The sequence below is a fragment of the Labrys sp. ALF-8 genome (assembly GCF_059699065.1).
In genome coordinates, this window is the sequence record NZ_AP048537.1 from 2,644,038 (window position 1) to 2,665,994 (window position 21,957).

At 66.6% G+C, this 21,957-nt stretch carries 19 protein-coding genes; 1 reads left to right on the forward strand and 18 read right to left on the reverse strand.

Annotated elements, in window-relative coordinates:
* Positions 1–92: 92 nt before the first annotated feature.
* The 5 genes from AC6H34_RS12185 to oiaX all read right to left on the reverse strand — a co-directional run bounded on the left by AC6H34_RS12185 (position 93) and on the right by oiaX (position 7,083).
* Complete coding sequence (locus AC6H34_RS12185) at positions 93–1,598, reverse strand: glycerol-3-phosphate dehydrogenase (RefSeq protein WP_497538982.1); 1,506 nt, start codon at positions 1,596–1,598, stop codon at positions 93–95.
* Positions 1,595–3,157: an FGGY-family carbohydrate kinase gene (locus AC6H34_RS12190; protein WP_497538983.1), complete on the reverse strand. Its 1,563-nt coding sequence runs from the start codon at positions 3,155–3,157 to the stop codon at positions 1,595–1,597. The genes AC6H34_RS12185 and AC6H34_RS12190 overlap by 4 nt, the downstream gene beginning before the upstream one ends.
* A 68-nt stretch (positions 3,158–3,225) precedes the next feature.
* A complete protein-coding gene (locus AC6H34_RS12195) occupies positions 3,226–4,185 on the reverse strand; it encodes a sugar-binding transcriptional regulator (RefSeq protein ID WP_497538984.1) in 960 nt (319 codons plus the stop codon).
* Between the two features lie 156 nt (positions 4,186–4,341).
* The gene (locus AC6H34_RS12200; RefSeq protein WP_497538985.1) at positions 4,342–5,667 is read right to left on the reverse strand and encodes a four-carbon acid sugar kinase family protein; all 1,326 of its coding nucleotides are present in this window, start codon (positions 5,665–5,667) and stop codon (positions 4,342–4,344) included.
* Between the two features lie 138 nt (positions 5,668–5,805).
* Positions 5,806–7,083, reverse strand: coding sequence for a 3-oxo-isoapionate-4-phosphate decarboxylase OiaX (gene oiaX, locus AC6H34_RS12205; protein WP_497538986.1), 1,278 nt, complete (start codon positions 7,081–7,083; stop codon positions 5,806–5,808).
* Positions 7,084–7,284: 201 nt separating this feature from the next.
* Between oiaX and AC6H34_RS12210 the strand changes: the two genes are divergently transcribed.
* Positions 7,285–8,004, forward strand: a complete 720-nt coding sequence (locus tag AC6H34_RS12210) for a transcriptional regulator NanR (RefSeq protein ID WP_497538987.1) — start codon at positions 7,285–7,287, stop codon at positions 8,002–8,004.
* A 70-nt stretch (positions 8,005–8,074) separates the two neighbouring features.
* On the opposite strand, the gene AC6H34_RS12215 is transcribed toward AC6H34_RS12210, so the two are convergent.
* The 13 genes from AC6H34_RS12215 to xylB form a co-directional block, all read right to left on the reverse strand.
* Positions 8,075–8,353 carry a hypothetical protein gene (locus AC6H34_RS12215; RefSeq protein WP_448149714.1) on the reverse strand — a complete coding sequence of 93 codons (279 nt, stop codon included), beginning with the start codon at positions 8,351–8,353 and terminating at the stop codon, positions 8,075–8,077.
* 128 nt (positions 8,354–8,481) lie between these two features.
* Entirely contained in the window at positions 8,482–9,510 is a 1,029-nt protein-coding gene (locus tag AC6H34_RS12220) for a Gfo/Idh/MocA family protein (RefSeq protein ID WP_497539882.1), read from the reverse strand.
* Positions 9,507–10,571, reverse strand: coding sequence for an ABC transporter permease (locus AC6H34_RS12225; RefSeq protein WP_448149713.1), 1,065 nt, complete (start codon positions 10,569–10,571; stop codon positions 9,507–9,509). The genes AC6H34_RS12220 and AC6H34_RS12225 overlap by 4 nt, the downstream gene beginning before the upstream one ends.
* A complete protein-coding gene (locus AC6H34_RS12230) occupies positions 10,568–12,127 on the reverse strand; it encodes a sugar ABC transporter ATP-binding protein (RefSeq protein ID WP_497538988.1) in 1,560 nt (519 codons plus the stop codon). Before AC6H34_RS12230 ends, AC6H34_RS12225 begins: the two co-directional genes overlap by 4 nt.
* Positions 12,124–12,789 (reverse strand): DUF2291 family protein, encoded by a 666-nt coding sequence (locus tag AC6H34_RS12235; protein ID WP_497538989.1) that lies wholly within the window; start codon positions 12,787–12,789, stop codon positions 12,124–12,126. Before AC6H34_RS12235 ends, AC6H34_RS12230 begins: the two co-directional genes overlap by 4 nt.
* A gap of 195 nt (positions 12,790–12,984) precedes the next feature.
* Positions 12,985–13,926 (reverse strand): D-ribose ABC transporter substrate-binding protein, encoded by a 942-nt coding sequence (locus tag AC6H34_RS12240; RefSeq protein WP_497538990.1) that lies wholly within the window; start codon positions 13,924–13,926, stop codon positions 12,985–12,987.
* Positions 13,927–14,016: 90 nt separating this feature from the next.
* On the reverse strand, positions 14,017–15,372 hold the full coding sequence (locus AC6H34_RS12245) for an MFS transporter (RefSeq protein ID WP_497538991.1): 1,356 nt from the start codon (positions 15,370–15,372) through the stop codon (positions 14,017–14,019).
* A 123-nt stretch (positions 15,373–15,495) separates the two neighbouring features.
* Positions 15,496–16,323 carry a phosphogluconate dehydrogenase C-terminal domain-containing protein gene (locus AC6H34_RS12250; RefSeq protein WP_497538992.1) on the reverse strand — a complete coding sequence of 276 codons (828 nt, stop codon included), beginning with the start codon at positions 16,321–16,323 and terminating at the stop codon, positions 15,496–15,498.
* A 271-nt stretch (positions 16,324–16,594) separates the two neighbouring features.
* Positions 16,595–17,989 carry an FAD-binding oxidoreductase gene (locus tag AC6H34_RS12255; RefSeq protein WP_497538993.1) on the reverse strand — a complete coding sequence of 465 codons (1,395 nt, stop codon included), beginning with the start codon at positions 17,987–17,989 and terminating at the stop codon, positions 16,595–16,597.
* Positions 17,990–18,120: 131 nt separating this feature from the next.
* On the reverse strand, positions 18,121–18,834 hold the full coding sequence (gene rpiA, locus AC6H34_RS12260) for a ribose-5-phosphate isomerase RpiA (protein WP_448149706.1): 714 nt from the start codon (positions 18,832–18,834) through the stop codon (positions 18,121–18,123).
* Positions 18,835–18,934: 100 nt separating this feature from the next.
* Entirely contained in the window at positions 18,935–19,768 is an 834-nt protein-coding gene (locus AC6H34_RS12265; protein WP_448149705.1) for a MurR/RpiR family transcriptional regulator, read from the reverse strand.
* A gap of 7 nt (positions 19,769–19,775) precedes the next feature.
* Entirely contained in the window at positions 19,776–20,423 is a 648-nt protein-coding gene (locus tag AC6H34_RS12270) for an HAD family hydrolase (protein WP_448151364.1), read from the reverse strand.
* Entirely contained in the window at positions 20,423–21,952 is a 1,530-nt protein-coding gene (gene xylB / locus AC6H34_RS12275) for a xylulokinase (protein ID WP_497538994.1), read from the reverse strand. Before xylB ends, AC6H34_RS12270 begins: the two co-directional genes overlap by 1 nt.
* Positions 21,953–21,957 lie beyond the last annotated feature (5 nt).

The window sequence follows — 21,957 nt, forward strand, 5'->3', positions numbered from 1 at the left end:
ATGAGGGGAAGAAAGCCGCTCGCCGGGCTACGGCCCGGATTGCGGTGGCGCGGAACTCCGAGTGGCGATAGATCGGCGTTTCGCATGTCCCTTCACGCCGCATGTGCCGGCTGGCGCTCGAACCAGGCGGCGAAGGCTGCCTTCTGGTCCCCGGTCATGTGCAGGCCGTGCTTGGTGCGCCGAGTGAGGATGTCATCCGCCGTCTCCGCCCATTCATGCGCCATGAGATAGCGGGCCTCCGCTTCATGAAGGCGCGGCCCGAAGGCCTGCCCCAGGTCCGCCAGGCTGCCGGCGCCAGCGATCAGGCGTGCGGTGCGGGCGCCATAGGTACGGGCGTAGTAGTGGGCGAGGTCACGCGGCAGCCACGGATAGTCCGCCGCCAGGCGATCGAGGAAACGCGGCAGGTCGCCCTTCTCGATGTCGCCGCCCGGCAGGATGCCTGCGGATGTCCAGTCGGGTCCCATCTGAGGAAAGGTCGGCTGCAGGCGCTGAAGGGCGTGCTCGGCCAGCTTGCGGAAAGTGGTGATCTTGCCGCCGAATACGTTCAGCAGCGGCGCGCCGCCGGTCGTGTCGAGGTCGAATACGTAATCGCGCGTCACGGCGGAGGGATTGCCTTGCCCGTCGTCGTAGAGGGGGCGCACGCCCGAGAAGCTGTGCAGCACGTCGCCGCGCCGCAGCTTCTGCTTGAAGTAGCGGTTCACCGTCTTGAGGAGGTAGTCGATCTCGTTCTCGTCGATCGCCACGTTCTCCGGCGCGCCGTCATACGGGATGTCGGTGGTGCCGATCAGCGCCTTGTCGCCCTCATAGGGATTGATGAAGATCACGCGCTTGTCGTGGTTCTGCACGAGGTAGGCGTTGGCGCCGTCCCAGAACTTCGGCGTGATGATGTGGCTGCCTTTCACCAGGCGCACCTTTCGGGTCGAATTGGCGCCGGCCACGCGGTGGATGATGTCGTTGACCCAGGGACCGCCCGCGTTCACGAGTGCCCGGGCCATCACGGCGCGGCGCGAGCCGTCGCGCGTGTCGGTCATCTCGATCCGCCACAGGTCGCCTTCGCGCCGGGCGCTCGAGCAGGTCGTGCGGGTGAAGACCCGCGCCCCGCGCTCGGCCGCGTCCAGCGCATTCAGGGCGACCAGGCGCGCATCATCCACCCAGCAGTCCGAATATTCGAAGCCCTTGGTGAACTGGTCCTCGATGGGCGCGCCTTCGGGATCGCGGCGAAGATCGAGCGTACGGGTGCCGGGCAGGCGCTTGCGGCCGCCGAGGTGGTCGTAGAGGAAGAGGCCGAGCCGGACCAGCCATGCCGGCCGGTCCTCCGGGCTGTGCGGCAGCACGAAGCGCATCGGCCAGATGATGTGGGGGGCGCTGGCGAGCAGCACCTCGCGCTCGATGAGAGCCTCCCGCACCAGGCGGAACTCGTAATATTCGAGATAGCGCAGGCCGCCATGCACGAGCTTGCCCGAGCGGGACGAGGTTCCCTGCGCCAGGTCGTCCTTTTCGCACAGCATCACGGAAAGGCCGCGGCCCGCGGCGTCGCGCGCGATGCCGGCGCCGTTGATGCCGCCGCCGATGATGAAGAGATCCACGGTTTCGGTCATGCCAACTCCTCTCGCTGCTGCATCATGTCCCACACCGGTTCGAGCGCGCGGCGCGCCGTCTGGTAGGCGGGGAACAGGTGGTCGTAGATTTCGGTGAGCGCCGGGTCGGGCGGCTCGGCGGTGCCGAGCAGCGGCGTGACCCATTCGCCGATGCAATCGGTCATCGAGCCGTAGGCTCCCACGGCGACGGCCGCCATCATCGCCGCGCCGGCCGCTCCGGCTTCCTCACGGGCGGAGACCCGCATGGAGGCGCCGGCGCAAGATCCCAGGACCGCGCGCAGGGCCGGAGAGCGGGCGGCGCCGCCGGTCAGGCGTATTTCGGAGGGCATGGCGCCCATGGCTTCGTAGCAATCGCGCGTGGCCATGCCGAGCCCCTCGACGACAGCCCGCAGCAGGTCCGCGAAGCGATGGGTGCCGTTGAGCCCGATGAAGCCCGCCCGCGCATGTGAATTGACGAAGGGGCCGCGTTCGCCGGCTTCGGAGATGTAGGGATGGTAGATCAGCCGGCCGGGTCTGCTGGCCGCGAGCCAGCCGTCGATGCGGGCGACGAGCTGGGCATGCGTCATCGGCTGTCCCGTCTCGGCCAGGAGATCGGCGGCCAGGCGCAGGGCCCAGTCTATGTTGAGGGTCGCGGCCATGTTCGACTGGATCTGCGCCACGATGCCGGGAATGGGCAGGGCGATCACGTAGCCGGTGTTCTCGGCATTGAGATAGACGGCATCGTCGGCGGTGGCGCGCATATGCATGCCCGTCGAGCCGAGGATGGTGCAGGCTGCGGCGGCCTCGCCCGTGTAGAGGCCGGCGCCGAGGCCGGTGGCGACGATATCGACGAAGCCGAGGGACACCGGAGTGCCGGCGAGCAGGCCGGTGGCGGAGGCCGCTTCGGCAGACAGCGCATGGGTGGTGCGCGAACCGTCCACGATCGGCGGCAGCAGGCGGCGCTCCGGCGCGAGCCCGAGGGCGTCGATCACCTCGTCGTCATAGCTGCGAGTGCGGAAATTGCCGAAGGTGAAGCTCGCCTCCGAGGGATCGGTGGCGCGCACGCCCGTGAGATTGAGGTAGAGCCAGTCCTTGCAATGCAGGGCGACTTCCGCCTTCTCCAGCAGGTCCGGCAGGATGGTCGCCATATGGGCGAGCTGTGTCCCCTGCTGGCAGGCGTTGAGGCCCGTGCCGGTCGCCTCGAAGCGGGCCCGGTCGGAAGGCAGTGCCCTCAGTCTCTGCACGGTGGGCGCCGCCCTCGCGTCCAGCCACAGCCATGCGTCGCCGACCGGCCGATTGCCGGGACCGACGAGCCAGGTTCCGTCTCCCTGGCCCGTGACGGCGATGGCGGCCACGCGTCGCGCCAGGCCCTCGACCTTGCCGGCGAGATCACGCAGGGTCTGGGCGCAGTCGGACCATGTCTGGGACAAAGACTGCGTAGCCATGCCATCGGCGCCCGTCGCATAGCGGTTGGGCACGGAGGCAGCGGCGATCTGCCTGCCCGCGAGCGTGAAGGCCACGGCCTTGATCACCGACGTGCCGGCATCGATGCCGACGAGCAGATCCTTGTCCGCGCTCATGTGAGGGTATCCTCGCATTTCGTCCGCATGCCGGGCGCGCTGTCGAACATCGCCTGTCTTCCCTTCCCCTAGCCCTTCGCCGTGAGCGCTTCCGCCGTGCGCTCGTCGGTGATCAGTCCCTTGAGATAGCCGCTGGCAAGGATCGCCCGGATCGCTTCGACCTTCTCGGTGCCGCCTGCGAGCGCCACGATCCGACGCCCCTTCAGTCCCGCTAGGTCGGGTGAGAGGGTGCGTGCGGCCAGCGACGTCTCCACCGGATTGCCGGCCGCATCGAAGAAATGTCCCAGCATCTCGCCGACGCCTCCGACCTCGCGCACTTCGAGGATCTCGGCCGGCTCGATCATCTGGGAGGCGACGAGCTGGGCCTCCGGCTCGGCCGTGCCGATGCCGACCACCATGAGATCGGCCTCGGCCGCAAGGTTGAAGGCCTCGCGAACGCCGCGCTGGGCCACGAGTACCTCGCGATCCTCCACGGAATTGGCGAAGAAGGGCACGGGCAGCACATAGGCCGCGGCATTGGTCTTCTCGGCCAGGCGGTGCATCACGTCATAGGGATTGGCGGCATAGTTGCGGGTGAGTCCTCCGAGCAGGGAGACAAAGCGGATCTTGCCGGCCGGTACGCGGGGCATGTCGGCCACCGCGGCGGCAAGTGTACGCCCGTGGCCGATGCCGATGATGCCGCCTTGCAGGTTCTCGATCTCCCGCTGCAGGAAGCCAGCCCCGGCGATGCCGAGCGCTCGCAAGGGCAGGCCCGGCTCGTTCAGGTCCGGCACCACCTCGCAGTAGTCGAGGCCGTAGCGCGATCCGATCGATGCCTCCAGCACGACGCATTCGGCGACGTCGCCGTCGATGGTGACCTTGACGGCGCCGTTCTCGACGGCGCGGCTGATCAGCCTGTGAGCCTTGACGTTGGTGACCCCGAGGCGGGCCGCGACATCGGCCTGCGTCAGCCCGGCGGCGTAATGCAGCCAGGCGGCGCGGATCGCGAGGCTGTCCTCGCTCACTCGCTTGGGGGCGGGTCGGGGCATGTTTCCTGCCGGGAAGTGCAAAAGTGTAATTTATTACGCTAAATGAAATTTATTACAAATCGGCATGGGGTGTCAACAGTCGCCGTGCTGGCGCGGCCAGGCCGGTTTCGTGCTGAGCGTGCCCCGCTTCGGCGGGGACGATATGTGGCGATACCGCTAGGCGCGGCCTTCGCGGATCATCGAGAAATAGTCGTCGCCGCCCACCTGGCCGCCCTTGAGCGCGATTTCGAGCCCATCGAAGGCAGGGGCATCGGCGTGGGCGATGCAGAGGGGGGAGCCTGGGCAGGAGGGCAGGGGCAGGCGCGTCGTCAGGGCGAAGATGCCGAGTTCCCGCAAAGCGTGGCTGGAGGTATCGCCGCCTGCGATGACGGCACGGCGAAGGCCGGCGCGCTCGACCAGAGCCTTCTGGATCCGCCCCAGCGCCCGGCCGATGCTGTTGCGGTCTCCCTCGCCGTCGAACTCTCCGCCGATATCGGTGCTCGGCCCGAGTGCCGTGTAGAGGATGACGCTGCGCCCCTGGCCGAGCTCGTCCAGGCCGGCAGCGACAGCCTCCCCGATGGCCTCGTCGCCGCCGTGGATGAGCTGGCGCGGATCGAGGGCGATGCCGTCGAAGCCGTTTGCGGTGGCGTGGCGGATCTGTCGCTCGGTGGTGGGAGAGCAGCTTCCCGAGACGACGGCAATGCGGTCTGCCGTGCCCGGCGTGGAGAAGGAGGCCTTCCCGCCGATCAGGCCGGTTTCCTGCCAGGCGCGCAGCAGCGCGTATTCGATGCCGGAGGAACCCGCCACGAACGGGCCGAGCCTGGGCTGCAGGCGATGAAGCTGTCGGCCGGCCTGGGCCTGCGTCGCGTCGTCCAGGACGTCGAACACGAGGACATCCTCGCCTTTCGCCAGGATGGCGTCGACCATGCCTTCGGCGTCGGCCGCGCCCAGGGTGGCGATGTCGACCAGGCCGATGCTGCACGAGGTCTGCCGGCCGAGATGGAGGCGCAGGTCCGCCTCATCCATGGGCGTGACAGGGTGCCGGCTCATCACCGGATGGCGGTCGATGCGATAGACCTGCCCCTGATAGGCCGCGAACAGGTTGCCGAAGCTCGTATAGCGCCTGAGCTGCGGTGCGCCGACTACGAGTGGCACCTGCCCTTGCCCGAACACTTGGCGGCCGATCTCGATGGCGCGGCCTATGTTTCCGATAGCCGGGCTGGAATCGAAGGTGGAGCAGACCTTGTAGTGGCACACGGCCGCGCCGAGGCCCCGCAGCCACTCGAATGCCGGGGTGAGCTCGGCGTCCATCCAGGCCGGGCTCTGGCTGCGGCTGGTGCCGGCGAGGCCGATCGCGTCGCACTCGCCGAGGCGTTCCCGCTGGGCCGCGGTCGGCGGCTGGAGAAATAGCGCGGTCCGCACGCCGTGCGAGGCCAGCGCCTCCATCACGTCGGTGGAGCCGGTGAAATCGTCACCGTAGTAGGAAAGCAGCAGGCGGGGCATGGGCGGGGTCTTTCCTGGGGTGCTTTTCGATCGTGATGCGTAAGGTGGCATGAACTTGGAGGATCGACCTCCGGCCGACATTGCCTGTCCGGCAGGCTCTGCGTTTCCACGCGTCATTGCTGGGTCTCGCCCGACCCGTCACGCGGCCCCGGCATCGGTGCCGAATTTCTGGAGCGATTGCCCGAGTTCGGGGTGCTCGCGCGCATAGGTTTCCAGGGGCACGCCCGCGACGGTCGCCTCCCAGGCCTGGCGGACGGCGCGAACGCCGGCAGCCGGTCCACCCGGATGACTCACCACGCCGCCCCCGCACAGATAGAGCAGATCGAGGGTGCGCCCGGTACGGGCATAGGTTTCCGGCGCCTGCCCGCCCCATTGGCCCGAGCAGACGACCGGCATCGGGCAGACGTCGCCGGCAAACAGCGGCGTCGTGACCGCCTCGAAGGAGCGCACGAAGGATTCATCCGATTCCCAGTATTTCGCCCGGATGCCGTTGATCTGGAACTGGTCGATGCCGAGGAGCCGCCAGAACTGCTGGTAGACCTCGAAATCCATGCCGAGGCCCGGATGGCGTGTCAGTATATCCCAGCCATTGCGATGAGCGTGCAGCGCAAGGCTCGAACGCTTGCGCAGGAAGGAGAGGCCCCCCAGTCCCACTGAATTGATGTTGATCACCGCCGCATTGCCGCCGGCCTTCGCGACTATGTCGTGGTTGCGCAGCATCTCGTCCGGATCGCTGTGCGAAATGCCGAAGGCGTACATTACCTTCTTGCCGGTCTTCTGCTCGTGATCGAGGATGATGGGCATGATGGCCTTCACCCGATCATCGAGGCTGGAATAGGCGGGGCTTGCCAGCTTCTCGTCGTCCTTGATGAAGTCCACTTCGGCTTCGACCAGCTCGCGCACCTGCTCGGCGGATTCGGGCGGGCGCAGTCCCAGTGCCGGCTTGACGATGGAGCCGATCACGGGACGATCCGTCACCCCGGTCAGGCGCCGCGTTCCCGAGACGCCGAACTGCGGTCCCGGATAGGCCGCCGCGAAGGCCTCGGGCAACTGCATGCCCGTGACGCGGATGCCGCTGAATCCCTTGATGGAATAGACCCCGCCGATGGCGATGGTCATCAGGGCCGCGAGGTCCGTGCCCACCGCCTCGGTGGGAAAGTCGATGTCGACGTCGGCGCGCTTGTAGACGCGGCCGGCCGGCGCGGAGGGCTCGGGCAGCGAGGGAACCGCCAGCGGCTCCAGGGCGCGAATGTCGACCACGCGGGCAGCCACGCGCGCCTTGAGTTCCGGCGTTTCGCCCGGCAGGGCGACGAAGGTGCCCGTGGACTGGTCGCTGGCGATCTTCGCGGCCAGTTTCTCGACATCACCGGCCGTCTCGATGCGATAGGTCATGCGGATGACGGACATGGCACTCATTCAGCTTTTGGAAACGCGCGATCGAGCCCGTTCAGGAATTGCTCAACAGGTATGATGAGTATATCATGACGTAAGTTGACGCAAGGAATTTTGCCCTGTCGGTTTCCAGGCACAGGTGGCACTCTTGCAGGAGCGCTTGCCTCGCGCGGAAACAGACGGCAAAGACCGTCATATCAGGCCATGCCTCAGTCGGAATGTCTCATGCCACTCAGCAACGCCCCTATCGTCCGTCGCAAGCTCTCCGACGAGGTCTTCGATCGCCTGAAGGCGCTGATCACGACCGGTGAACTGCAGCCGGGGGACCCTTTCCCCTCGGAGCGTGAATTGATGGACCGGCTCGGCGTCGGCCGCCCCGCAATCCGCGAAGCCATGCAGCAATTGAGCACCATAGGCCTGCTCACCATCTCCCATGGCGAACGGGCGCGGGTCCGACATCCCACCGCAAAGTCGATCTTCCAGCAGGTCGACGATGCCGCCAGCATCCTCCTGTCCAATTCCCCGGCCTCGCTGGAGCACCTGAAGGAGGTGCGCCGCTTCTTCGAGCTCGGCATGGTGCGCCAGGCGGCCGAGAAGGCGGACGCGAAGGCGATCGCCGGATTGCAGGACTCGCTGGCGCGCCAGCGCGCCAATCTGGGCAACGCGGATGCATTCATCAATGCCGACATGCAGTTCCATACCCGCATCGCCGCGATCTCCGGCAATCCTCTCTTCGAGGCGATGAGCGAGGCCATGCTCGGCTGGCTGAAGCAGTATCACACCGACCTTCTGATCTGGACGGGCAAGGAAAACTTCACGCTGGCGGAACATGAGGAGATCCTCGGCCGCATCATCGCCCATGATCCGGATGGGGCGGAAAAGGCGATGGTCAGGCACCTCGACCGCTCGGCTTCACTCTATGTCCACCAGGGTCCGGCGGGGTGAGGGACGAGTCTCCAGATGGCGAACACGAGCCCCGCCTTCCGACGTCACTTCGGATTGGATCGCGTGACCGTCATTCCCGGCGAATGCGAGCGAAGGCCCGGACGTGGCCATTGGCTGCAGTCATGCCATGAACGGGCTTCATATGGTGCGCTTTCGCAGCCGGCGCCACTGCCGGCGGCGAACCCAGGAAGTTCGGCGCGGGATTGATGGCGTTGACCTCGAGGTCACGATCGCCGGCGTCCGCAAAGGCGGGGCTCGCGAAGCCCATGCCCGCTAGAACCGCAAGCGCGGCAAGTGCCGCGAACCTCGCCCGCGATCCTTCTTTCCTGGAATTGGCATCGTTCGACATGGTGTGCTCCTCTCACGAGGCTCTTTCTCGAGCCCATGGGAGGAAGGACAGTCGCCGCGCGGCATTTATTCCCTCCACTCCTTCGAAAAATATTCCTTCCTGCCTCGAATAATCCGCCATCGGCTGTATCACACCGTGCGCATCTCGATCGTCTGCCCGCCGTGGGCGCTCGCGTAGGCCGCCTCGACCAGCGCCATCGTGCCGATATTGTCGTGGCCGGAGGTGGATGGCTCCCGGCCCTCCCTGAGGCACTCCACCCAGTGCTGCTGGATGGCGAACACGCTCTCCTGGATGTTGTGCCAGGGGCGCGAGGCCCAGGGCAGCAGCGGCGGCGACAGGTCGGCCTCCTCCACGCCGCCGGGGCCGTTGACGACGAGGCGATAGCCCTGGCCGAGACGCAGCGTGCCAGCCGTGCCGTCGATCTCCACGAGCGTCTCAGGGAAGGGCTCCACCGGCAGCCTCGTGGCGTAGCTGCAGTCGACCACCGAGGAGAGGCCGCTTTCGTGGTCGAGCAGCATGGTCGCGACGTCCTCGCCCTGGATGGCAGGATTGACGCGGGCGGTGCGGGCGGTCAGCCGGGCGACGTCTCCGAACAGGAAGCGGGCGATGTCGAGGATGTGGATGCCCAGGTCCTCGATGATGAAGCGCTTGCCCTCGGCGAGATAGGGCTGGCCGGAGAAGACGTCGAAGCCCGAGCGGAAGGACACGCGTGCCCAGAAGGGCTTGCCGACGGCACCGGCGTCGAGCCTGGCTTTCACAGCCTGGATGGCGCTCTGCCAGCGAAAATTCTCATGCACCATCAGCGGCACGCCTGCCTGCCGGCAGGCGTCCACCATGCTCCGGGCATCCGCCATCGAAAGCGCGAAGGGCTTCTGGCAGATCACGGGGATTCCCAGGCGTGCGGCGAGTTCCACCAGCGGGCGGTGGCTCGGTACCGTGGTGGCGATATCGACGAAGTCGGGTTTTTCGGCCTTCAGCATTTCCTCGGCGTCGGCATAGCGCGCGGCAATGCCGAACTGGTCGCCTGCCAGGTTGAGCCGCGCCGGGTCTCGGTCGCAGATGGCGACGATGTCGGCCCCTTCGGCGTCGCGCCAGGCATGCAGTTGGTTGATGGCGAAGAAGCCGCAACCGATCAGGGCACCACGTAAACTCATCAGGCAAGCCTCGCCATCTGGCGCAGGGCAACACGCTGCTGCAGCCTGCGCTGGGCCTGGTCGACCACGACGGCGATGATGATCACCAGGCCCTTGATCACCATCTGCCAGAATTCGCTGACGCCCATCATCACGAGGCCGTCCGAGAGGATGCCGATGACGAAGGCACCGATGATTGTTCCCCCGATGGTGCCGCGTCCGCCGGACATCGAGGTGCCGCCGAGCACGGCCGCCGCGATGGCGTTGAGCTCGAAGCTCTCGCCCGTGGCGGGATGGGAGGCCATCAGCTCGGAGGAGACGACGAGGCCGACCACGGCCGCGCAGAAACCCGAGAACATGTAGACGAACATCTTCACGCGGTTGACGCGGATGCCGGAGAGGCCTGCCGCGCGCTCATTGCCGCCTACCGCGAAGATGTGCCGCCCCAGGGGCGTGCAGCGCGCCATGTAAGCGGCAGCCAATGCCAGCACGGCGAGGATCCAGATCGAGACCGGCAGGCCGAGAAGGCGTCCCGCGCCGAGGATCTCGTAGCCCTGCGTGCCGAAGTCGGGCCGGCCCACGAGGTTGGGGAAGGTCGCGCCATCGGAGGAGAGCAGCGCCAGGCCGCGCGCGACATAGAGCGTGCCGAGCGTGGCGATGAAGGGTGCCACGTTGAGCCGGGTGATCAGCAGGCCGTTGATGGCGCCGATCACGATGCCCACCAGCAGGGTGATCGCCATCACCTCGTAGATGTTGAAGAAGACGGTGTAGCCTATGCGCAGGTCGAGACCGTTGAGGATCAGCCCGCCGGCCACCATGCCGCACAGGCCGACGATCGAGCCGACGGACAGGTCGATGCCGCCCGTGACGATCACGAAGGTCATGCCCATGGCGAGGAAGGCATTCAGCGCCACATGCTTCGACATCAGGATAAGGTTGGCGGTCGACAGGAAGTTCGGCGCCGCTAGCGAGAAGAAGATCAGCACCGCGAAGAGCGCGATGAAGGTGCGCAGCTTCATCAGGTTCAGGGCAAGGGAGCCGCTGCCGGCCACTGACCGGTTCGAGGGTTCCTGCGCGACTGTCATGCCGGCGCTCCGTGGTTCGATGTCTGGGAGGAGGCGGGGCCGTGGCCGAGCGCCGAAGCGGCGACCACCTCCGATGGCGTGGTCTTGTCGCGGTCGAACAAGGCTGTGAGCTTGCCGTTGCTCATCACGGCGATGCGGTCCGACAGGGCCATGACCTCGTCGAGGTCGGAGGTGACGAAGAGGATGCCGAGACCCTTGGCGGCGAGCCTGCGCATGGTGCGGAAGACATCCGCCTTGGCGCCGACATCGATGCCGCGGCTCGGCTCGTCCATCAGCAGAACCTTGGGGTTCGTCATCAGCGCCTTGCCGATCACCACCTTCTGCTGGTTTCCGCCCGAAAGCGAGCTCACCTCGAGTTCCGGATCGGCGACCTTGATGGAAAGGTCCTTGATGGCCGAGCGGATGGCGGCCTGCTCCCGATCCCGCCTGATGTGGAAACCGGTCAGGAAACGGCCGAGCGCCGCCATCGAGAGGTTGGCCGCGATCGAGAGGACCGTGACTAGGCCCTCGCGCTGGCGGTCCTCGGGAATGAGGGCGAGGCCTCGCCGAATGCGCCCGGTCACGTCCTTCTCCGCCACGGGTTTGCCGTCGATGAAGATGCGGCCTGTGGCATGGCGATGGCGGCCCATGACGCAATCGAAGAACTCGCTGCGACCGGCGCCCATCAGCCCATATATCCCGACGATCTCGCCCTGGCGGACGGCGAGCGAGACATGGTCGACCGCGAGTCCGCCGGTCACGCGGGGCAGGCAGATGTCCTCGGCGCGGAAGACTTCGTTGCCGAGCGGATGCTCCTCTGTTTTGGCGAAGTCCTTGGCGTCGGAGCCGATCATCTGGCGCACGATCCAGGGCACGTCGACATTGGCCATGCGCTCCTGGCCGGTGACGGTGCCGTCGCGCAGCACGGTGATGTAGTCGCCGATGCGGATCAGTTCCTCCAGGCGATGCGAGATGTAGACGATGGCGACGCCCCGCGCCTTGAGGTCGGCGATGACGCGGAAGAGGATCTCGACCTCGGTGGCGCTGAGGGCCGAGGTCGGCTCGTCCATGATGAGGATGCGAGCGTCCTGCGCCACTGCCTTTGCGATCTCGACGAGCTGCTGCTGGCCGATGCGCAGGTCCTCCACCGGTGTGCGGGCGTCGATCCCGGCCTCCAGGCGGTTCAGGAACTCGGTGGCGCGCCGTTCCTGCTCGCGATGGTCGATGCCGCGCGGCAGGCGCACGATCTCTCTGGCGGCGAAGATGTTCTCGGCCACGGAAAGATTGCCGAAGAGGTTGAGTTCTTGGAACACCATGCCGATGCCGTGCGCCACGGCCTCGCCGGCGTTGTGGAAGATAACCGGCTTGCCGTTGAGGAGGATGTGTCCGCTGGTCGGCTGCACCACCCCGGCGATGATCTTCATCAGCGTGGACTTGCCGGCGCCGTTCTCGCCGACCAGCACGTTCACCGCGCCGCGCCGGACGTCGAAATCCGCATGCTTCACCGCGACGGTACCGGAATAGACCTTCGATACGCCTTCGAGGCGCAGCACCACCTCATGGTCGGGAGTGCTCATGACTTCGGCCCCAGGCTCAGCTCCGCTGGCGTCACCAGCGGCGGTTTGTCGCCAGGCTCATAGGCATAGGTGCCGAGCACCGTCACGCTGCGCCCGACCAGTCCGTCGCGCGGCACGGCCTGGAGCACGCTCGCATTGACCTTGGCGTTGAAGGCCTTGCCGAACTGGGCGTAGTCGATCTGGTTGGTGAAGGAATTGAAGGAGATGAAGTCGAGGCTGTCGCGCAGCGTGGTGCCGCGCAGGGCGGGGCCGATTTGCACGACCAGATCCGCCTTGCCGTCCTTGTCGACATCGATGTCGATGGTAGCGGCTCGCGACTGGGTGTTGGCGGCGACGATGCGCCCTTCGGCCTTCACCACATAGGTCCAGGGCGTGCTGCCCTCCTTGGCGCGATAGCCATATTTCTGGCCCGCCTCGTCGGGGGACTTCGCGGCAAGGTCGCGCACGGCGGCGAAATCGCCGGCCTTGGCCTTGAGATAGGGAATTACCTTGGCATCCCACATCTCCGCAACCATCTTGTCGGGATCGAAGGCTGGTCCCGCGCCCGAGGCGCCGGCCTGCTTCATGGCCGCTACTTCGCCGGTGGGCACGATCTTGCAGGCGCCCAGAGTGAGCGCGGCGGCGAGGATGAGCAGAGTTGGGGCGAAACGATCGGCCTGCATCGGTGGGCCCTGGCAATTGGAGTGGCGGTCACCGACCGCCATATCCGGAACGCGTGTCCGGGATGAAGGGAGCTGGCGGATACCGCCATCTCCATGTTGCACAGTCCCTGCCGGTGGAACGCCACTTTGTCATCGCCGGGCTTGTCCCGGGCATGACAAGGTTCGCGCCCTGCCACCGGCAGATTTGTCGAGGGCTCAGTTCGACAGCGCGAAGGTCTCGAGCTTGCCGGCGTTGTCCGGCGTGATGAGGACGCAGTCCATGAGCTGCTTTTCCTGCGCGGGCGCCTTCTTGGTCTTGATGTAGCCGTCGGCCTGCTCGACGGCGTTCTGGGCCTGGAGATAGGCGGGCTGCAGGACGGTCGCCTTGATGCCGCCCTGCTTGATGGAATCGCGCACATCGTTGGAGCCGTCGAAGCCCACCACGATCACGTCCTTGCGGCCGGCCGCCTGCAGGGCGGCGATGGCGCCCATCGCCATGGTGTCGTTGCCCGAGATCACGCCCTTGATGTCGGGATTGGCCTGCAGGATGGTCTCCATCTTGGAATAGGCCTCGGTCTGGCTCCAGTTGGCCGACTGGCGGGCCACCATCTTCAGGTCCGGATAGTCGTCGATGACGTCGTGGTAGCCCTTGGAACGGATGCCGGCATTGGTGTCGGATTCCTTGCCGACCAGCTCGACGAAATTGCCCTTCTCGCCCATCAGCTTGACGAACTCCGTCGCCCCGAGCTGGGCGCCCTGGTAGTTGTTCGAGACGATCTGGGCGACGGCGACGCCGGCGGCATTGATCTCGCGATCGATCAGGAAGGAGGGCACGCCCGCATCCTTGGCCTTCTGAACGGCGGCGACGGTAGCGTCGGCGCCGGCATTGTCGAGGATGATGGCTTTGGCGCCGCGCGCGATGGCGGTGTCGATGAGCTGGGACTGCTTGTTGGCGTCGTCGTCATGGACCAGCACCAGCGTGTCGTAGCCGAGCGCCTTGGCCTTGGCCTCGGCGCCCTGCGCCTCGGCCTTGAAGAAGGGGTTGTCGTGCGAGGGGGTGATGATGGCGATGAGGTCGGCGGCAAGTGCCGAGCCGGCCATTCCCGCGGCCATCACGCCGGCCAGTGCGGCGCTCAGTAGAAGTCGTTTCAAGGTCATGTCGTCCTCCCGGTTTCGTCAAATCGACGTATCAGTGCGTGGTTGCCGCCGGTTGTTTCCGGCGAGCGTCTTGCTTGCCGAGGGTGAGGCTCACCCCCGGGGCTTGAGGGGCGCATAGGCGCCGGAGGTAGCGTCGCCGCGGCGGATCTCGTGCCCCACGATGAAGGCGAGGATGGCCGAGAGCAGCATGAAGGCGCCGACGATGATCATTGGGGCCTGGTAGAGGCCGGTGGCGTCCTTGACGGCGCCGGTGATGTAGGGCGCCGCGAAGCCCGCGACATTGCCGATGGTGTTGATGAACGCGATGCCGGCGGCTGCCGCGGCGCCGGATAGAAAACGGCCCGGCAGGGACCAGAAGTTCGGCAGCGCGCAGAAGATGGCGCAGGCCGTGACCGTGATGCAGGCGACCGTCGTCTCGGGCGAGGGCATGTAGAGCGCCACGGGAATGCTCAACGCGCCGACCAGCGCCGGGATGCCGATATGCCAGGCGCGTACTCCGCGCTTCGTCGCGTCGCGGCTCCACAGATAAAGGGCGATGGCGGCGGGCAGGTAGGGGATGGCGGTGATCAGGCCAGCCTGGAAGACGCTGAACTTGGTGGCGAACTTAGTCTCGAAGCCTGAAATGATGGTCGGCAGGAAGAAGGCGAGCGCATAGAGGCCATAGACGAGACCGAAATAGATCAGGGACAGCACCCAGACCCGTCCGCTCGACAGGGCCGCGCTGATGGAATGGTTCTGGGGGTCGCGCTTGGCGCTGTCCTCGCGGGCGAGTTCCGCGATCAGCCAGCTTTTCTCCTCTGCGGTCAGCCACTTCGCGTCCTTGGGCGAATCCGGCAGGTAGAACCAGGTGACGATACCGATCAGGATGGCTGGGATGGAGACGCCGAAGAACATGATGCGCCAGCCCTCGAGCCCGAAGAAACCGTGCGCCTGGATCAGCGAGGAGGCGAGCGGCGCTCCGATCACGGTGGTCATCGGCTGGGCGATGTAGAAGAGGGCGAGGATGTTGGCCTTGTGGCGGGCCGGCACCCAGGTCGAGAGATAGAGGATCGCGCCGGGGAAGAAGCCGGCCTCGGCGATGCCGAGCAGGAACCGAAGGGCATAGAGCCCGGTGACGCTGCTCACCCAGGTGAAGAGCAGCGAGACGATGCCCCAGGTCACCATGATGCGGGCAAGCCAGCGCCGGCCGCCGAACTTGTGCAGGGCAAGGTTGCTGGGGATTTCGAGGACGATGTAGCCGATGAAGAAGATGCCGGCGGCGAAGCCGAACTGCGTGGCGGTGAGGCCGAGATCGGTTGTCAGACCGTGCGGGCCGGCGAAGGAAATCGCCGTGCGGTCGAGGAAATTGATGAAGAACATCAATCCGAGGAAAGGTGCCAGGCGCCAGGTGGCCTTGCTGATGGCCGACTGCTCGACGGTGCTGCTCGCGGGGGCGTTCGAACTCACTGCTTCCTCCCAGAGAGGTTGGCGCCCGTCCCGTCTTGTTCTTGTGTGGGGGACGCGGATCGGGGTGGTCGGGTGCTATGAAAACAGCCGCCGCCCGGAGGCGACGGCTGCTGGCAATGTTGCTCAGGTGATGCGGCGGATGCTGTCCGCGATCTCGTTTGGCTCGAAGACGCGCTTCCAGTCGTCGCGCATCAGGGCCGGCTTACCGAAGGCGATGGCCTTGTTGCAGGCGTCGGAGAACACGCCCTTGACCTCGTCGAAGATCACGGCGCCCAGCACGTTCATGTGGCCGAGCAGGAAGTCGCGGGCGGCCTCATGCGGCACGCCGCGGGCGACCACCTCGTCCATCGCCTCGCGCATCACCACCAGAAGCGTGGCGCAGACGGTTTCGGACAGGCCGGGTTCCAGCAGCGCCATCTGCTCCACCGTAACGCGGTGAGAGCGCATCACTGGCGCCCAGATCACCTTGGCGACCTCCTCGCCGACGGCATAGGCGCTCTCGGGGCCCTGCATCAGGGCGCTGACGATGTGCTGCTTGGCGGCGATGCCGCCGAAATGGTCGTTCTTCGCGGCCATGTCCGTCTCATCGTTGAAGATGGGCGGATGGCAGGGATGGGTGACGAAATAGGTCAGGTCCGGCCGGTCGGGGAAGTGACCGGCGAAGGGCGCTGCTGCATCGAGTGCCACCACCATGGTGCCAGCCTTGAGCTTGTCGTTGATGCCGGCGGCGACCTTGCCGATCAGCGTATCCGGCACGGCGAGGATGACCACTTCGGCGCCGTCGAGCGCGGTGTCGACATCGACCGTATCGAGGCCGAGGCCGGATTTGAGGCGCTCCTTGCCGGCATCGCTCACTTCGACGTGCCGGACCTCGAAGCGCGATCCGTTGAGGTTGCTGGCCAGCCGGTAACCCATTTTTCCACCGGCGCCGAAGAGCGCGATCGTCGTCATACGGACCTCCCTACGAGTTCGGGCGGTTTATAGGTCAACTGGTATGATGAGTCAATCATCACTTGTGATATCAGCAGGAGAAAGCGGACTTCACCCCTTGATGGGGAAGCGCCTTCAAACCGGATCATGGACAGGGTGGGCATCCGCAGCGCGGGGATGGGCGGGCAAAGCCTGTGGCGAAAGCACCGGAAAGGCCGGGCAGGCTGCGAGCGCCATGGCGGCGACCCATCGCTTTCGATGTTGCCGGCGCCCGTCCTTCAGGCTGTGATCGTCAGGCTTCGAAGAGCCGGCCGGGGCTCATGATGCCTTCCGGATCGAACTGGCGCTTCACGCCCTCCGTCAGCGCCTTCTCGACCGGCGACAGGCCCTTGAGATGGGAGGAGAGCTTGGCGCGACCGATGCCGTGCTCCGCGCTGATGGAGCCGCCGAACTCGGCGAGGCAGGCGTAGATGGCCTTTTCGCAGTGCTTCAGGAAGGCGGGTTTGTCCGCCTCCGCCATGTCGGGTGGCGGCAGCACGTTGTAGTGGATGTTGCCGTCGCCCACATGTCCGTAGGCCACGGGGATCGCATTCGGTTCGGCTGCCGCGAGCGCCGCGTCCGTTCGGGCGAGGAAGTCGGCTATCGAGGAAATCGGCACGGAGACGTCGGTGCGCAGGTGCCGTCCGCGCTTGGCCTGGCCCTCGACGAGATCCTCGCGGAAGCGCCAGAGCAGGCGGGCCTGCGCGGTATTGGCGGCTATGGTGCCGTCGAGCACATGCCCGGCCTCCATGGCGCCCTCCAGGAAGAGCTGCATCAGGGTGGCGAGGTCCACGAGGCCGCTGGCGGAGGCTTCCATCAGGACATAATGCGAGGCGCTCGTCGTCAGGGGATCGCGCAGATCGGGCGTCGCCTCCTGAGCGAGTTCCAGGCCGAAGCGCGGGATGATCTCGAAGGCCGAGAGCAGGTCGCTGAGGTCGCGCCGGGCAAGCCCGTACAGCTCCACCGCAGCGGCCGGGCTCTCGACCGCCAGGAAGGCCGTTTCGACCTGCGTTGGCTTGGGGAAAAGGCGCAGGCTGACGGCCGTGACGATGCCGAGCGTCCCTTCCGAGCCGATGAAGAGCTGCTTGAGATCGTAGCCGGTATTGTTCTTGTGAAGCTTTCTCAGGCCGTTCCAGATGCGCCCGTCCGGCAGCACGACCTCGATGCCGAGCACGAGATTTCGTGTCATGCCGTAGCGCAGCACGTTGATGCCGCCGGCATTGGTGGCGACATTGCCGCCGATCTGGCAACTGCCCTGGGCGCCGAGCGAAAGCGGGAAGAGCCGGTCATGCCCGGCGGCGACGGCGTGCAGGTTCGCGAGGATGCAGCCGGCCTCCACGGTCATGGAGAAGTTGATCGCATCGACATCCCGGATGCGATTCAGCCGTTCCAGGCTGACGATGACTTCCCTGCCTTCGCCCGACGGCACGGCGCCCTCGACGAGGCCGGTGTGACCCCCCTGTGGGACCACCGGGATGCCCTCGGCGGCACAGAGCCGCACGATCGCGGCCACCTCCTCGACGTCGCGCGGCCGCAGGATGGCGCGGGCCAGGCCATGGGCGTCGCGCGGCCAGTCCGTGAGGTAGCGTTCGGCCTGGTCCGGGTCGGTGACGGGGTCGAAGGCGGCGAGGTGGCTTTCCAGAGACATTGCGGGCGATCGCTGAGGGAGCGGGGGCGTGGGGAGCGTTCTGTTTTTTGACGGAATCGGCAGAACGCAATGACGTGTCGAAAAACAAGAAGTTGGAGCGAAGCGGCGCTTCTGCCTGAATGCGCCTGGCTCTAATAGACTTCTACATCGGCCGTGCCATCGGCATGCCCGATCACGATTTCCTTGGCGATGCCCACGAACAGCCCATGCTCCACCACGCCGGGGATTTCGTTGAAGCGCGGGGCCAGCCGGTCCGGATCTGCGATTGCCGCGAGATGGCAGTCGAGGATGTAGTTGCCGCTGTCGGTGATCACGGGAGTGTCGCCGCCGCGCCTGATGATCGGCACCTCGCCCCAGCCGAATTCGGTGAAAAGCTTCTGAAGCTGATAGGCGGTGTTGTGCCAGCCGAACTGGATCACCTCTATCGGTAGCGGGAAGCGTCCGAGCGTGTCGACGATCTTGGTGTCGTCGGCGATGCAGACCATGCGCCTGGAGGCGCGCGCCACCATCTTTTCCCAAAGGAGGCAGGCACCGCCGCCCTTGATCATCCTGCCCTGGTGATCGACCTCGTCGGGGCCATCGAGCGTGACCTCGAGTTCGGTGACGTCGTTCAGGTCGAGCAGCGGCACGCCGGCCTCGATGGCGACCGCCCTGGTGGCGTTGGATGTCGGCACGCCGGCGATGCGCAGGCCCTTCTTCACTTCCTCGCCCAGCAGGCGCACCATCCAGTGCGAGGTCGTGCCTGAACCGAGGCCGACCTGCATGTCGTTCCGGAAGTAGGTGGCGATGGCCTTTCGGCCGGCCGCGATCTTGGCCTTGTCCTGTTCGGTCTTGGGTTGCAGCACGGGGGACTCCTCGTTTCATCCTCCCCCTGACGGGGAGGGTCGACGCTTCGGCGCCGCGGTAGGGTGAGAATCGCGACAGGGGAGGGTGGAAACCCCACTCTCAATCCATGTATTTTTCCGTCAGCCAGGGATCGAGGGCGGTAAGGTTGTCGGGCATGTGACGACCCTGCTTCAGGCCGATGGTGGCGACGAGCATGTTGATGACCAGGAAGTGGTTCAGCCGCGCCGTCAGGGGCGTGTAGAGTTCGCTGTGCTCGTAGCGCGGCACGGGAATCACGATGTCGCAGTTGCGGGCGAGATGAGACTGCGGGGCCGTGATCGCGATGGTGGTGACGCCGTTCTCTCGGGCCGTCATGGCGACGTTCACCAGCGTGCGCGTAGCGCCGGAATGGGAGAAGAACACCGCCACCTCGTCGCTCTTGAGCGTGGGGGCCAGCACCATCTGGCGCTGTGAGTCGAAGACGGTGCGGCAATGCAGGCCGAGGCGGAAGAGCTTGTGCTCGGCGTCGAACGCCACGGTCTCGGAGATGCCGAGCCCGAGCAGGAACACCGCGCGTGCCTTGATCATCGCGTCGGCTGCCTTCTCCACGGCTACCGGATCCGCGTCGTCGGCGAAGCGCTTGATGGAGTTCATCGAGTTGCTGAGGATCTTCTCCACGGCGTCGGCGACGCTGTCGCCCTGCTCGATGGCGCGATGCACGAAGGGCGCGGCCGGGGAGAGGCCCTGCGCGAGGCGCACCTTGAATTCGGGATAGCCCGTGCAACCCAGCCGGCGGCAGAACCGCACGATGGTGGGATCGGAGACTTCCGCCTCCTTCTTCAGCTCCACCATGCTCATGGTGATGACCGCTTCGGGCTGCCTGAGGATGACCTCCGCCAGCCTCAGCTCCGCCTTGGTGAGCGTGTCCCTTATCTTGGCGACTTCCTTCAGCATGGAATCCTCAATCCGCCGCCACCGGGTTCGGCAGCAGGTCGGCAAAGCGGGAAAGGCGGGCCTCGGCAGCGACGGCGACTTCGCGGCCCGTGCCCCAGTTCACGATGCGATAGGGAATGCTCGCGGCCGTCGCGCAATCGCGGTCGATGGTGGTGTCGCCGACATAGACGACCTCGTGCGGCTCCACGCCGAGGGCCTGCGCCGCATGGAGCAGGGGGCGGGGGTCCGGCTTGGTGTAGGGCGTCGTATCGGCACCGATCACCACCGACATGAGCGGCAGCAGGCCGAAGTGATCGAGCACGATCTCGGCTAGTTCCTGCAGCTTGTTGGTGCAGACGCCGAGTTTGATGCCGGCGGCGTGCAGGGCCTGGAGGGCGGGCGCGGCATCGGCATAGAGCTTGGAAGCGGCCACCGGATTGGCGCGGTAGTAGGCGATATAGGTCGCAACGTCCCGGTCCAGGTCATCCGTCTGCACGCCGAGCGCGGCGAACAGCTTGGCCACCAGCGCCCTCGCCCCCTCCCCGATGAAGCCCTCCACGAAGGAGACGGCCTGCGGCGGTGCGCCGTGATCGGCCAGGAGCCGGTTCATGGAGAGGGCGATGTCGGGCGCCGAGTCCACCAGGGTTCCGTCGAGATCGAAGATGGCTGCTTTCATCACGGAACCTTTCTGTCGGCCAGGAGCGCAAGGCGGCCGAAGGTCGCCTGCAGGGCCGGATACAATGTCTTGTAGATGGGATGCATGGCCTCGTAGAGGCTGGCGCGTGCGGAATCGGGCTCGACATGATCGGTTTCGCTCACCACTTGCACGGCGTCGTCGAGGCTTCGCCAGCGTCCGGCGCCGACGCCCGCGAGCAGGGCGGCGCCGAAGGCCCCGCCTTCCGACGCACCGGAAACGGTGGCGACCGGCCGCCCGGTGACGTCGGCCAGGAGCTGGAGCCACATGCGCGAAGCGGTAGCGCCACCCGAGGCGCGCAGCTTCTGGCCGCGGAGGCCTGCCTCGGTGAAGAGATCGAGGATGGCCCGCATGTTGAAGAGCACGCCCTCCATGACCGCTCGCGCCATATGGCCGGCACCGTGGCCGCGCGTCAGGCCGACCCAGGCACCACGCCCGTCGGCGGCGATATCGGGGCAGCGCTCGCCCATCAGGTAGGGCAGGAAGAGGAGGCCCCCGGCGCCCGGCGGGGTTGATCCGGCCAGCTCCGCCAGCCGGTCGAAGGAAAGTTCGCCGCCCGTGAGGGGCTCCAGCGTCTCCTTCAGCCAATGAAAGGAACCGCCGGCATTGAGCGAGACGCCCATGACATGCCAGCGATCCGGCGCATTGCCGCAGGAGACCTGGACGAGGCCGCCGCGGTTGTCCGGGCAGTTTCGTGCCGCGCCGCCGACGATGCCCGCCGTGCCGATCGTCACGCCGATGCCGCCGGGCTCGACGACGCCCTGCGAGGTCGTCTGCATCACCGCGTCGCCGCCGCCGGCCACCACGGGCAGGCCGGCGGGCAGGCCCCAGAGCCCGGCGACATCGGCCGACAGCCCTCCGGTGACCTCGCTGGACTCGAACACGGCGGGGACATGCGTTTGTGTCAGGCCGACGGCCGCGAGCAACTCGGACGACCATCGGCGCCGGCGCACGTCGAACAGGCCGGTGCCGGAGGCGTCGGAAACGTCGCTCGCATGCACGCCCGTCATCCTCAGCCGCAGATAGTCCTTGGGGTTTAGGAAGCGATGCATGCGCGCGAAGGCCTCCGGCTCGTGCTCGGCCATCCAGAGGAACTTGCCGCCGGTGAAGCCGGGCAGCATGCGGTTGTTGGAGAGGGCGAGCAGGGCATCCAGCCCCCCGACGCGCTCGGTGATGGTGTCGCATTGCGGTGCGGCCCGCTGGTCGCACCAGAGCATGGCAGGACGGATCACCCGATCCCCGGCGTCGAGCGGCACCAGCCCGTGCATCTGCCCGGTGAGGCCGATCGCCTGCACCTGCCATCCCTCGAGGCGGGCCAGCACGGCCTTCATAGTCTCGACAGTCGCCTGCCACCACAGCTCCGGATCCTGCTCGGCCCAGCCTGGGCGCGGCGTCACGAGCGGATAGTCCGCGCTGGCGCCGGCGACGACGCGGCCCTCCGCATCCAACGCCAGCGTCTTGCAGGTCGAAGTGCCCAGGTCGATGCCGATGAAGCAGGGGCGGGGGCTCATGTCGG